This is a genomic window from Streptomyces formicae (assembly GCF_002556545.1).
GTDB lineage: Bacteria > Actinomycetota > Actinomycetes > Streptomycetales > Streptomycetaceae > Streptomyces > Streptomyces formicae_A.
Genome location: NZ_CP022685.1, coordinates 8,181,666 through 8,194,579, shown reverse-complemented (window position 1 = coordinate 8,194,579; position 12,914 = coordinate 8,181,666). Strand labels below are relative to the sequence as shown.

11 protein-coding genes are annotated in these 12,914 nt (G+C 73.0%); 6 read left to right on the top strand and 5 right to left on the bottom strand.

Annotated features, from left to right (window positions below; translation table 11 throughout):
• Positions 1 to 20: 20 nt before the first annotated feature.
• The 4 genes from KY5_RS35605 to KY5_RS35590 form a co-directional block, all read right to left on the bottom strand.
• The gene (locus tag KY5_RS35605) at positions 21 to 2,672 is read right to left on the bottom strand and encodes an ATP-binding protein (protein WP_098246066.1); all 2,652 of its coding nucleotides are present in this window, start codon (positions 2,670 to 2,672) and stop codon (positions 21 to 23) included.
• Between the two features lie 138 nt (positions 2,673 to 2,810).
• Positions 2,811 to 3,968 (bottom strand): acetyl-CoA C-acetyltransferase, encoded by a 1,158-nt coding sequence (locus KY5_RS35600; protein WP_098246065.1) that lies wholly within the window; start codon positions 3,966 to 3,968, stop codon positions 2,811 to 2,813.
• Between the two features lie 46 nt (positions 3,969 to 4,014).
• The gene (locus tag KY5_RS35595; protein ID WP_098246064.1) at positions 4,015 to 4,659 is read right to left on the bottom strand and encodes a TetR/AcrR family transcriptional regulator; all 645 of its coding nucleotides are present in this window, start codon (positions 4,657 to 4,659) and stop codon (positions 4,015 to 4,017) included.
• Positions 4,660 to 4,762: 103 nt separating this feature from the next.
• Complete coding sequence (locus tag KY5_RS35590; RefSeq protein ID WP_098246063.1) at positions 4,763 to 5,545, bottom strand: SDR family oxidoreductase; 783 nt, start codon at positions 5,543 to 5,545, stop codon at positions 4,763 to 4,765.
• A gap of 96 nt (positions 5,546 to 5,641) precedes the next feature.
• Between KY5_RS35590 and KY5_RS35585 the strand changes: the two genes are divergently transcribed.
• From KY5_RS35585 to KY5_RS35570, 4 genes are all read left to right on the top strand, one after another.
• Positions 5,642 to 6,829, top strand: coding sequence for an acyl-CoA dehydrogenase family protein (locus KY5_RS35585; protein WP_098246062.1), 1,188 nt, complete (start codon positions 5,642 to 5,644; stop codon positions 6,827 to 6,829).
• A complete protein-coding gene (locus KY5_RS35580) occupies positions 6,829 to 7,821 on the top strand; it encodes an acyl-CoA dehydrogenase family protein (RefSeq protein ID WP_098246061.1) in 993 nt (330 codons plus the stop codon). Before KY5_RS35585 ends, KY5_RS35580 begins: the two co-directional genes overlap by 1 nt.
• Before the next feature lie 158 nt (positions 7,822 to 7,979).
• Complete coding sequence (locus tag KY5_RS35575) at positions 7,980 to 9,149, top strand: anhydro-N-acetylmuramic acid kinase (RefSeq protein WP_098246060.1); 1,170 nt, start codon at positions 7,980 to 7,982, stop codon at positions 9,147 to 9,149.
• A gap of 106 nt (positions 9,150 to 9,255) precedes the next feature.
• Positions 9,256 to 10,182, top strand: coding sequence for a DUF2510 domain-containing protein (locus KY5_RS35570; RefSeq protein ID WP_098246059.1), 927 nt, complete (start codon positions 9,256 to 9,258; stop codon positions 10,180 to 10,182).
• A gap of 200 nt (positions 10,183 to 10,382) precedes the next feature.
• On the opposite strand, the gene KY5_RS35565 is transcribed toward KY5_RS35570, so the two are convergent.
• Positions 10,383 to 10,967 (bottom strand): TetR/AcrR family transcriptional regulator, encoded by a 585-nt coding sequence (locus KY5_RS35565; protein WP_098246058.1) that lies wholly within the window; start codon positions 10,965 to 10,967, stop codon positions 10,383 to 10,385.
• Positions 10,968 to 11,134: 167 nt separating this feature from the next.
• Between KY5_RS35565 and KY5_RS35560 the strand changes: the two genes are divergently transcribed.
• The gene (locus KY5_RS35560) at positions 11,135 to 11,971 is read left to right on the top strand and encodes a phosphatase PAP2 family protein (protein WP_098246057.1); all 837 of its coding nucleotides are present in this window, start codon (positions 11,135 to 11,137) and stop codon (positions 11,969 to 11,971) included.
• Positions 11,968 to 12,906, top strand: coding sequence for a DMT family transporter (locus tag KY5_RS35555; protein WP_098246056.1), 939 nt, complete (start codon positions 11,968 to 11,970; stop codon positions 12,904 to 12,906). The genes KY5_RS35560 and KY5_RS35555 overlap by 4 nt, the downstream gene beginning before the upstream one ends.
• The last annotated feature ends 8 nt before the right edge of the window (positions 12,907 to 12,914 follow it).

The window sequence follows — 12,914 nt, the reverse complement described above, 5'->3', positions numbered from 1 at the left end:
GACCCCGGACCACATCCACCTCACCGCCGCACAAGCCCCAGATGATCCAGCGCCCGGTCGGCAAGACCATCCGCTCCGCAGGTCCGCGCCAAGGTCAACCCACGCTCGAGCTCCACCGCCGAGTCCGCGGCGATCCCGTACTCGACACGCGCCACCGCGTGCTCGTACGCACAGGGAGACGCCTCCAGATACGTCGCCGCCTGCCGGTACAGCGCGACCGACTTCGCTCCCGTCTCCAGCGACGCCGCACACCTCAGCGCCTCGCCGATCGCCGTGTCCGTGCCGAAGCGCTCGGCCTGCATGCGGGCGTCGGCGACGAGGTGCCCCGCGCGCTTGGGGTCCTCGTGGGCCAGCGCTCGGGCGAGGTCGTAGGCCCACGGAGCGAGGACGGTGTTGTACTGGCCGCGCGCGGTCAACGCCTTTGCCGTCGCCTCCAGTTCGTTGAGGCCCTCCTCCGTGCGCCCGAGCGCGAGCAGCAGCCTGCCCCGGACGGACGGCGCGTCGGGCACGTAGATCGTGGAGGCCGACGGCGGCGCGAAGCCGTACCGGTCGGCGACGGCGCCCGCCTCGTCGACGTGGCCGCGCGCGAGCAGCGTGTCGATGAGCATGCTGGCCGCCTCCCAGTGCATGGGCAGGCCCTGACCGACCCGGTCGGCCAGGCGCAGGCTCTCGCGCAGGGAGCGCTCGGCGTCGTGCAGCCGCCCGCGCCTGCGGTACACATAGCCGAGGAAGGCGTGCGACAGGGCGAGGTGACCGCCGCTCCAGCCCGCCGTCTCGTACGCCCGTACCGCCTCGGTGAACAGGCTCTCGGCGCGGTCGAGCCGGTCCGAGAAGGCGTACGAACCACCCAGCATCAGGCGGAGTTCGAAGCTCCACTCGGTGTCGGTCCAGCCGAGTCCCGGTGCGAGCCTGCCGTTGACGAGGGCGCGGTCGCAGAGCTCGACGACCAGTTCGGCGTTCTCCCCGCGGGTCATGGCGTCGAAGGCGCGCAGGATCAGCAGGGCGCGCTCGGCGTTGTCCCGGCCGGAGAGGGGTCCGGCGAGCGCGGCGAGCCGCCGGGAGCGTCCCGGGGAGTCCTCCTCGCCCGCGTGGATGCCCTCCCACATGTAGTGCACGGCCTGGAGCCGCAGCCGCGCGGGCCCCTCGTCGAGCCGCTCCGCCTCCTCGGCGATGGCTCGCAAGCCTTCTTCCAGCTGGTCGTTGTGGACGAGGGCCTGGGAGAGGCGGCAGACGGCGTCGACGCGCAGCTCCTGGTCGAGGCCGCGCACGGAGAGCGCTTCGCGCAGGTGGGAGATGGTCGTGGCGGGTGAGGTGAGCAGAGTGGCGCAGCCCAGTTCGTAGAGCACGCGCGCGTGGATCTCCGGCAGGGGCGGCTCGCGCAGGGCCCGCTCAAGACAGCGGCGGGCCGCGTCGGGCGCACCGACCGCGAGGTGTTCGGCGGCGGCCTGGCGCAGCTGGTCGACCAGCTCGGGGTCGTCGTCCGGGTGGACCTCAAGGAGATGCCGGGAGGCGGCAGCGGCGCCCTGGCCGTCGCGGGCGACGACGGCGGCCGCCACGCCGTGCATGGCGGTGCGGGTGGCCCCGGGGATCGAGCGGTAGACCGTGGTGGCGATCAGGGGGTGGACGAATTCCAGGCCGTCGTCACCGGTCACCAGGATGCGGGCCGCGCACAGACGTTCCGCGCAGCGTTCGGCGGTGTCGATGGGCATGACGGCGAGCGAGGCGGCGAGGTCGAGGGAGATCCCGCTGCCGAGGATGGCGGCGGCCCAGGCGAAGCGGGTGGCGTCCGTGCCGAGTCCTTTGAGGCGGTCGACGAGGCCACGGCCGCGAGCCGTGCGGTTGAGGGCGCGCAGTTCGTCGGCGGAGCCCTCCACGGGTTCGAGCTCGCTGTCCTGCACCTTGGCGAGGAGTTCGACCGATTCGTACGGGTTGCCGCCGGTGACCGCCCAGACCTCGCGACAGAACGGGGCGTCGGCGTGCTCACCGAGGGTGGCGCGCGTCAGGCCCGCGGCGGCGGCCGGGGTGAGGGCTTGCAGGGTGGCGAACGAGCGGGCGTGGTCGGCGACCGTCGCCAGATGGCGAGCGCTTTCCCCGATGGCCTCGCCGGGCCTGCGGGCGACCACGACGAGTACGGGCAGTTCGTCGAGGCGCTGGGCGAAGGTGGCCAGCCAGTGCAGCGTCTCCTGGTCGGCCCAGTGGGCGTCGTCGATGAGCAGGACGAGCGGCCATTTCAGCTGGGCGAGCCGTGAGACCACCTCGACGAGGCCGTCGCAGACGCCCTGCGGGTCCGCCTGGTGGCCGCCCGGCTCGGCTATGCCGAGGGCCGGACCCGCGATCTCGTACCAGTCGCCGAGGTATTCGCGTGCCTCCTCGGGCGAGAAGGAGACGAGTGCGGGCTGCAGGAGCTGGCGTACGACGTTGAACGGGACGGACGTGACCGCCTCGCCGCCGCGCACGGACCAGACCGTGGCGCGGCGGGCCTCCGCGATGCGACGCACTTCGGCGAGCAGCGCCGTCTTGCCGATGCCCGCCTCCCCGCTGAAGGTGAGCAGGCCGCCGGCCGTCGTGACATCCGCGCAGAGTTCCTCGACGGCCTGCGTCGCCGCGGCGAGTTCGTCTTCGCGCTCCCACAGCGGGGCCCAGGCGGCTCCTCCGGGCCGTCCCTGCGTCATCGCGCTACCTCCCGGGGTCGCTCAATCGACGTACAGAAGTCGAGACTAGCCGGGTCCGGGCCGCCGCGGAGGACGGTCCGCGCAGGTACTCCCGCAAGGGGTGAGGGACGTTGCTTCCGCGTGACCGCGGAGCGGGGTTCAGAGACGCTCGATGATCGTCACGTTCGCCTGGCCGCCGCCCTCGCACATGGTCTGGAGTCCGAACCGGCCGCCGGTGCGCTCCAGTTCGTGCAGGAGCGTCGTCGTCAGTTTCACGCCACTCGCCCCGAGCGGATGGCCGAGCGCGATCGCACCCCCGTTGACGTTGACCTTCTCCGGGTCGGCGCCGGTCTCCTTGAGCCAGGCGAGGACCACGGGCGCGAACGCCTCGTTGATCTCGACGAGGTCGATGTCGTCGAGCGTCATGCCGCTCTTCTTGAGGGCGTACGCGGTGGCGGGGATCGGCGCGGAGAGCATCCGGATGGGGTCCTCGCCCCGCACGGAGAGGTGGTGGACGCGGGCGCGGGGCGTCAACCCGTGTTCCCGCACGGCCCGTTCGCTCGCGATGAGCAGAGCGGCGGCGCCGTCGGAGACCTGTGAGGAGCAGGCCGCGGTGATCGTGCCGCCCTCCAGGACGGGCTTGAGGCCCGCCATCTTCTCCAGGGTGGTGTCGCGGCGCGGGCCCTCGTCGGTGGTGACCTCGCCGTGGGCGACGAGTTCGCGGTCGAAGCGGCCCTCGTCGATGGCGCGGATCGCCCGCCGGTGCGAGCGGAGTGCGAACTCCTCCATGTCCCCGCGGGATATGCCCCACTTCTCGGCGATGAGCTGGGCGCCGTGGAACTGGTTCACGGGCCGGTCCGCGTAGCGTGCGCGCCAGCCCTCGCTGCCCGCGTAGGGGCCTTCGGTGAGGCCGAGGGGTTCGGCGGCCTGCCGGGACGCGAAGGCGATGGGGACCATCGACATGTTCTGGGTGCCGCCCGCGACGACCAGGTCCTGGGTGCCGGACAGGACGCCCTGGGCCGCGAAGTGCACGGCCTGCTGGGAGGATCCGCACTGCCGGTCGATGGTCACGCCCGGCACCTCCTCGGGCAGCCCGGCCGCCAGCCAGCTGGTGCGGGCGATGTCCCCGGCCTGCGGCCCGACGGTGTCCAGGCAGCCGAAGACGACGTCCTCGACGGCGGCGGGGTCGACGCCGGAGCGCTCGACGAGCGCCGTCAGGACGTGCGCGCCCAGGTCGGCGGGGTGGACGTGGCTGAGCCCTCCTTTGCGCCTGCCGACGGGCGTGCGGACCGCTTCGACGATGTAGGCCTCGGCCATGACTGCGTACTCCTCGGTCGTGGCGCGCCGCGGGTGGTCGCGCCGCTTACGTGCGTACGGAGATGCCGTCCAGGACCATCGACAGGTACTGGCGGGCGATCTCCTCGGGGCTGTGGCCGCCGCCGGGGCGGTACCAGGACGCGGCGACCCAGACGGTGTCGCGCACGAAGCGGTAGGCGAGCCGGATGTCCAGGTCGCCGCGGAAGACCCCTTCCGCGACGCCCCGTTCCAGCGTGGTGAGCCAGGCCTTCTCGAAGCGCTGCTGCGAGTCGGAGAGGTACTGGAAGCGCTGCTGGGCGACCAGGTGCTTGGACTCCTTCTGGTAGATCGCGACGGCGGCGCGGTGCCGGTCGATCTCCCGGAAGGACTCGGTGACGAGCGCTTCGAGCGTTTCGCGCGGGTCGAGCTGGGCCTTGAGCACGTTGTCGTACCCGTCCCACAGCTCGGTGAGGAAGGTGCGGAGGATCTCTTCGAGCATCGACTCCTTGGAGTCGAAGTGGTAGTAGAGGCTGCCCGCGAGCATGCCCGCGGCGTCGGCGATCTTGCGGACCGTCGTCGCGTTGTACCCCTGCTCGGCGAAGACGTCGGCGGCGATGCCGAGGAGTTCGCGGCGGCGCTCGGGTGAGGGGCTCACCTGGGCCTTCTTCTTACTGGTCTGTGACTTGCTGGTCTGCTGTTTGGGATTCGGCACACGGTCATTCTCCGCCCACGCGCTTCGCTGGATTCACCATCGGAGTCTGCGGGCCGCCGCTGGCTGGTCGCGCAGTTCCCCGCGCCCCTTCGGGGCCCACCCTCTAGGCGTGCTGGCTGCTGACCGAGACCGTCTCGCCCGTCATGTACGACGAGTAGCCGCTGGCCAGGAAGACGATGACGTTGGCTATCTCCCACGGCTGCGCGTACCTGCCGAACGCCTCGCGTGCGGTGAGCTCTTCGAGGAGCTCGGGCGAGGTGACCTTGGCGAGGTGGGGGTGCATGGCCAGGCTCGGCGAGACCGCGTTGACCCGGATGCCGTGCGGGGCGGCCTCCACGGCGGCGCAGCGGGTGAGGGCCATGACCCCGGCCTTGGCCGCCGCGTAGTGCGCCTGGCCCGCCTGGGCGCGCCAGCCGAGCACCGACGCGTTGTTCACGATCACGCCGCCGCGGTCGGCGGCCCGCATGCGGCGCAGTGCGGCGCGGGTGGAGCGGAACGTGCCGTTCAGCGTGACGTCGATGACCTTGTCCCACTGCTCGTCGGTCATCTCGGTGAGCTCGGCGGTGCCCCCGAGGCCCGCGTTGTTCACCACGATGTCCAAGGGGCCGTGTCTGCGCTCCGCCAGGTCGAACAGCGTCTGGATCTGCGCCGCGTCCGTGACGTCACAGGGCGCCCCGTCGATCCGGTCGGCGCCGAACTCGTCGGCGAGCGCGGCCACCGACTCCTTGGTGCGCCGGGCGTGCGCGTCGCCGATGACGACGCGCGCGCCCTCCTCCAGGAAGCGGCGCGCGGTGGCACCGCCGATGCCCGCCCCCGCGGCCGCCGTGATCACGGCGGTGCGGCCCGCGAGCAGGTCGTGCGCGGGCACGTAGCCGGGTGCTTCCATGGGCGGCCCCCCGATTCCGGTCTCGGACTCTCGACTGCGTACGCCCTTCAGGCTAATCTACCAAACACTTGTTAGGGAAGGGTTGGTGGGCCACGGATGGACCTCGAATTCACCGCAGGGGAAGCCGAGTTCAGGCGGCGGGCGCGCGACTGGCTCGCCGCGCACGTGCCGCCGAGACCGCTGCCGTCACTGGAGACGGCCGAAGGCTTCGCGGCCCACCGCGCGTGGGAGCGGGAGCTCGCGGCCGACCGGTGGTCGGTGGTCTCCTGGCCCGAGGAGTACGGCGGACAGGGCGTCGACATCGTCAAGTGGCTGGTGTTCGAGGAGGAGTACTACGCGGCGGGCGCGCCGGGCCGCGTCTCGCAGAACGGCATCAACCTCCTGGCACCCACCCTCTTCGACCACGGCACCGAGGAACAGCGCGCGCGGGTGCTCCCCTCCATGGCGAGCGGCGAGGTGATCTGGGCACAGGCATGGTCCGAGCCCGAGTCGGGTTCGGACCTCGCGTCCCTGCGCTCCACCGCCCGCCGCACGGACGGCGGTTGGCTGCTCAGCGGGCAGAAGACCTGGTCGTCGCGGGCCGCGTTCGCCGACCGCGCGTTCGGCCTGTTCCGCAGCGAGCCGTACGAGAACCACCGGGACAAGCCGCACCGGGGGCTGACGTACCTGATGTTCCCGCTGGACGCGGACGGGGTGACGGTGCGTCCCGTGGGGCGCCTCGACGGCAAGCCCGCCTTCGCCGAACTCTTCCTGGACGACGTCTTCGTGCCGGACGAGGACGTGCTCGGCGAGCCGGGGCAGGGCTGGCGGATCGCGATGTCCACCACGGGGACCGAACGCGGCCTGATGCTGCGCTCCCCCGGCCGCTTCCTCGCCTCCGCGGACCGTCTCGTACGGCGCTGGCAGCAGAGCGGCGACCCCGCCGACACGGCGCTGCGCGACCGCGTCGCCGACGCCGTCATCGGGGCGCGCGCCTACGAGTTGTTCACCTGGGCCAGCGCGTCGCGCTTCGCCGCAGGGGAGACGATCGGCGCCGAGTCCAGCCTGAACAAGGTCTTCTGGTCGGAGTACGACATCGCGCTGCACGAGACGGCGCTCGATCTGCTGGGCCCGGACGGTGAGTTGACGGGCGACGAGCCGACCGAGGGCGATGCGGCGGAGGACCACGGCTGGTCCGAGGGGTACGTCTTCGCGCTCGCGGGCCCCATCTACGCGGGCACCAACGAGATCCAGCGCGACATCATCGCCGAGCGGCTGCTCGGACTGCCGAAGGGACGTCGCTGATGAGGTTCCTCCTCGACGACGAGCAGGGCGAGTTCGCGCGCTCGCTCGACGCCATGCTGACCGGCGCGGACACCGTCGCGGCCGCGCGGGCCTGGGGCTCGGGCGACCACGCTCCGGGGCGCGCCGTGTGGGCACGGCTCGCGGACGCGGGGGTCTTCGCGCTTCCGGTGCCCGAGGAGTACGAGGGCGTGGGGCCGCTGTCCGTCGAAACGGCCGTCTCCTTGGTGGAGTTGGGGCGGCACGCGGTGCCGGGTCCAGTCGTCGAGACCGTGGCGTCCTGCGCGCTCCTGACCCGCCTCGCCGAGCTGGGCGACACCGCGCCCGCCAAGCGGTTCCTGCCCTCGCTCGCCGCGGGCGGGCTCAGCGCGACGCTGACGCTGCCCGGCTGCGGGCCCTACGCCCTGGACGCGGACGCGGCGGACCTGCTGTTCACCGTGACGGACGACGGGCTGCGGCTCGCCCCCGGGCACGCGCGCGTGCGCCGTTCCCTGGACCCGGCACGGCGGCTCGCCGCGCCGCTGCCCGGCGGGGAGCGGCTCGCTTCGGGACCCGCCGTGGCCGCCGCCGCCCGGCACGCGAGGGACTGGGCCGCGCTCGCGACCGCCGCCCAGTCACTCGGCGTGGGCCTCGCGCTGCTGGAAAGGACCGTCGCGTACGTCAAGCAGCGCACCCAGTTCGGCGCGCCGATCGGCACGTTCCAGGCCGTCAAGCACCGCGTCGCCGACGTCCTGGTGGGCCTGGAGTTCGCCAGGCCGCTGGTGTTCGGCGCCGCGTTGACGATGGCGCCGGGTGATGTCGCCGCCGCGAAGGTGACGGCGGCGGAGACGGCGTACGGGGCGGCGCGCGCCGCGCTCCAGCTGCACGGCGCGATCGGGTACACGGCTGAGTTCGATCTCTCCTTGTGGCTCACCAAGGCCCGTGCGCTGCGCGGGGCTTGGGGGGATCCCGGGGTGTGGCGCGGCCGGGTGCTCGCGGCGCGCGGGGAGGGGTGAGCGGCCGGGGCGGTCGTCGCCGTGCGGCGGCCCGAGGGATGTTTGCCGAGCTCGCGGGAAGCTGCACCCCGTGCCTGTTTCGGGCAAGACGCGTTGCCCCCGCCCGTCAGGTGCGATGATCAATCACTCCGCTGAGCCGACCCGGAAGGAGGCCCCACGTGCGCGTGATCGGGCTCATGTCAGGGACCTCGTACGACGCGATCGACGCGGCAGCCGCCGATCTGACGCTCGACGGGGACAGGCTGACGCTCACTCCGCTCGGGCTGATCAGCCGGGGCTACGACGCGGGGCTGCGCGCCGGGCTCGCCGCCGCCCTGCCGCCCGCGGAGACGACGCTCGCCGACGTCTGCCGCCTGGACACCCTCATCGGCCGGGCCTTCGCCGCAGCGGCGGTCGAGGCCGACCGTGAACTGTGCGACGGGCAGGCCGAGCTGGTCGCCTCGCACGGCCAGACCGTCTACCACTGGGTGGCGGACGGGCAGGTGCACGGCACTTTGCAGATCGGGCAGCCCGCGTGGATCGCCGAGGCGACGGGGCTGCCCGTGGTCGCCGACTTCCGGCCCCGTGACATCGCGGCGGGCGGTCAGGGCGCGCCCCTGGTCAGCATGGTGGACCGGATGTGGCTGCGCGGCCGCCCCGGCGCCCCCGCCGCGCTGAACCTCGGCGGCATCGCCAACATCACCGCCCCCGACGGCACCGCGTTCGACACGGGCCCCGCCAACGCCCTCATCGACGCCGCGGTGCACGAAGCGACGGGCGGGCGCCTGGAATACGACCTGGACGGCGAGCTGGCCGCGCGGGGCACGGTCGACGAGGGCCTGCTCGGACAGCTCCTCGCCGAGCCGTACTACGGCCTGCCCGCGCCGAAGACGACCGGTAAGGAACTCTTCCACCTGCCGTATCTGCGTACGGCGTTGAAGGGGTACGAGGCGCTGCCCCCCGAGGACGTGGTCGCCACCCTCACCCGGCTCACCGCCCGCACGGTCGCCGACGCGGTCCGTTCGGTGGCCGCGTCCGAGGTCATCGCCTCCGGCGGCGGCACCCGCAACCCGGCGCTGATGGCCGCGCTGCGGGCGGAGTTGGGATCGGTCCCGGTGCGGACCTCCGACGAGCTCGGGCTTCCCTCGGCGGCCAAGGAGGCGTACGCCTTCGCGGTGCTCGGGTTCCTGACCCTGCACGGGCTGCCCGGCACCGTTCCGGCGAGCACGGGGGCACGGCATCCGAGCGTGCTCGGTTCCATCACACCGGGGCGGCGCGCCGCCTGGCCGCCCCCGGTGGCCGCGGACGCGGCACCCTCACGGCTCGTCATCAACGGCCAGGGACACTGACCTCAGGGACCCCGGAAGGCGCCGCCAGGCCCAGGACGTGGGCCTGGGCGGCCAATTCGGGCCCCCTCTCATCCTGCTTTCACGCGGGGCTCATACGCTGGCGCCCATGACCCAGATGACTCCCCCAGGCTGGTATCCCGACCCCGGCCAGACGGCCGGCGGACCTCCCACCGAGCGCTGGTGGGACGGGAGCGTGTGGACGGATCAGGTGCGCGCGGCGGGCGGCGCCGCGCACCCGACCCAGCCGGTGTATCCGGCCTATCCCGGGCAGCCGCCCGCCCCTCGGCGGCGACTGCGCGTCGCGATCGCGGCGGGCGTGGCGGCCGTCGTGCTCGCGGGCATCGGCGGCGGCGTGTACGTCCTGACCGCGGACGACGACGGGGACGGCGGCAGCGACGCCGTGGCGGACAAGCCGTCGCCCGAGGCCCCGCGGAATCCGGGGGCGCCCGAATCCCCGGGACCGCAGGCTCCTTCGCCCGAGGCGCCCGAGGGCGAGAAGGGGTTCGCCACCGACCCGGTCAACGGCATCAAGATCCCCATACCCGACGGCTGGGCGGGCGGGACCACGGAGCGGGGTGCCGCCGTACAGACCGATCCGATCCCCTGCCCGGGGAACGCCTCGGAGAAGTGCACGCGCGGCAGCGCGTACTCCCAGTCGGCCGAGGCCCTCAAGCTCGACGCCGACTCGCCCGAGGCGGCCGCGAAGGCGGACATCGCGAAGAACGCCAAGGAGGGGTACGGCGGCAAGACCTACGGCAAGATCACCTCGCACAAGGTGCTCGCCTCCAAGAAGGTCACCGTGGCGGGCCAGGAGGGCTATCTCGTCCGCTGGAAGGCCGTGACGCAGAAGAGCGACGACGGCTACGTCCAGTCGCTCGCCTTCCGCTCCCCCGCCGACAAGTCGAAGCTCGTCGTCGTCCGCATGGGCATCGACGTGAACAAGGAAGCCCCCTCGCTCTCGGCGATGGACAAGATCACCGAGGGCATCAAGCGGGGCGATGTCGGCGGCGGAGGTGCCGGGCAGAACGTGTAGCCGACGCGACCTCGGTCGGCGGGGAGGCCGGTGCGGCACCGGCTCCCGATCGACCGGGCGGGGTTCCTCACCGCTCTGGAGGAACCCCGTCCGGCCTGGTGGTGCGCGCCGCCCCCGTCCCCACGGTGCGGCGCGGGCAGACCCGGATCCCGTCATCCGGCGGAACCGGGCCCACGATCATGTGACGCCCCTGGTCGGCGTCAGGTCAGCCCGAGACCGGGCAGGACGCAGGCCTCGACGAAACGGACCAGGTACTCCTCGTCCGCGTACTCACCTTCGATGATGGGCCGCGCCCTCAGCACCCCGAACAGCTGCAGCGTGACGAATTCCACTGCGGGGTGCCCCTCGGCGATCTCCCCGCGCTCCACGCCGCGCCGGATGATCGCCTCCATCGCCTGGCGCTCCGGCTCGATCAGCGTCTCGCGCAGCGCCCGCCGGAGCTCCTCGTCCTGGAGCACCGCGTGGCTGAGCGCCTGGACCAGCATGGTGTCGCGCCCGGAGCGCTCGCCCGCGGCACGCGCCGCCGCGCGCAGGTCCCCCGCGAGATCACCGGTGTCGATCTCCGCGAACCGCACACAGCGGCTGGCACGCAGCGCCGCGGCCACGAACTGGGGCTTCGTCTTCCACTGCCGGTAGAGCGTGGACTTGCTGCACCGCGTGCGGGCGGCCACGCCCTCCATGGTCAGCGCCTCGTAACCGCACTCGCGGAGCTGGTCGAGGACGGCCCCGTAGAACTCCTGCTCACGCTCCGGCGTGATCTTCGAGCGGCTCGACGTCGACGTCATGACTCTTCCCCTCGGTGCGACTGGCCCGATCGGCCTCATCGATACGCCAGTGTACCGGTACGTTTCCGTACCGGTACGCTTCCGTATCGGTACACTGGCGTATCGATGAGTGGGGAGATCCCTCACTCGGCACCGCACCACCTGTCATCACGCAAAGGGGCCGGGGGATGGATTCCCGAACCGAGCCTGCCGAACGGGAGCCGGACATAACCGTCCGGGAGCCGGACGCGACCGCCGTCCGGAAGCCGGACACATCTGCCCGACCGCCCCTCGTCCGCGAGCTCCTTCTCGTCGCAGGACTCTTTCTCGTCTACAAGTTCGGCAGGCAGCTCGCCAACGGCCACACGGGCGAGGCCTTCCACAACGCGCACCGCGTCTGGAACGCCGAGCGGACGCTGCACCTGCCCGGCGAGGGCGCCGTGCAGAACGCGCTCATGAGCAGCGACACCCTGATCCACGTCGCGAACACCTACTACGCGGCCGTGCACTTCCCGGCGACGCTGCTGTTCCTGGTCTGGCTGTACCTGCGCCGCCCCCGGCACTACGTCTGGACGCGGCGGGTGCTCGCCGCGCTCACCGCCGCGGCGCTCCTGCTGCACCTCGGCTTCCCGCTCGCCCCGCCGCGCCTCCTGGACGCCGCGCACCTCGTCGACACCGCGCAGGTGTACGGGCCCTCGGTCTACGCGTCCGAACCCGCGACGGACACCATGGCGAACCAGTTCGCGGCCATGCCGTCACTGCACTTCGGCTGGGCGCTGATGCTCGCCGTCGGCATGATCGTGGCGACCTCGTCGCGGTGGCGCTGGCTCTGGCTCCTGCACCCCTTGGCCACGCTGCTCGTGGTCGTCGGCACCGCCAACCACTACTGGCTCGACGCGATCGTGGCGAGCGCGCTCCTCGGCGTCGCGCTCGCGGTGATCCGGCTGCCGCGAGCGGGGCGCTCGCTGGTCGTGCGCCGCTCCGCGCCCGCGCCGGAGCTGGTCGCCTCGGGGGCGGGCCGGTGAACGCCACCCTGCTCGCCGTCGCGCTCTCCCTCGTCTCCGCCGCCGCGTACGCCGCTGCCGCGGTGGCACAGGAACGGCTCGCCTCGCGCGTCTCCGAGGGCGAGAGCGGAGTGCTGCGGATGCTCGGCAGCGGCGCGTGGTGGTCCTCGGTCGGGCTCAACGCGTCCGCGGCGCTGCTGCACGTGGCGGCCCTGAAGTACGGGCCGCTCACGCTCGTCCAGCCGCTGGGCGCGCTCACCCTCGTCGCCGCCGTACCGCTCGGCGCGCGGCTCGCGGGCCGCCGGGTGACCCGCCTGGAGTGGCGCGGCACCGGGCTCACCCTCATCGGCCTCGGCGCACTGCTCCTGACCGCGTCGGGCCCCGCACCCGACGACAGCCTGTCCGTGCCGGAGGCGCTGACCGTCGCCGCCGCGACCATGGCGGTCATCGGGATCCTCTCCCGGCCCGGCACGCGCCCGGGGCTGCGCCACGCGACCGCTTCCGGCTTCGCCTCGGGCGTCGCCTCCGCGCTCACCCAGACCGTGACGGTCGCCGTGACGGACCGGTCGGGACCGCTGCTCAGTCCGCAGGTGATCGTCGTGGCACTCCTGGTGGCGGCGTTCGCCGCGGGCGGCCTGCTGCTCTCGCAGACCGCCTACCGCGGCGGCCTCGGCGCGCCGCTCGCCGTGGTGACGCTCGCCAACCCCCTCGCGGCCTCGATGATCGGCGTGACGCTGCTCGGCGAGCGGCTCCAGGGCGGCGTGGTCGGCATCGCGCTCGCGGTGGCGGGGGCGGGAATCGCGGCGTACGGAGTCGTGGTCCTCACCCGCTCGCCCCGAACCGTCGCGGACGGGCCCGTGCCGGACGCCTTGACCTCGATCCCCGGTCAGCCGGGGGCGCCCGAAGGGGCGCGGGGAACCGCGCGCCCAGCCACATCGGGCCTGCGGAGCGCGTAGGACGAACA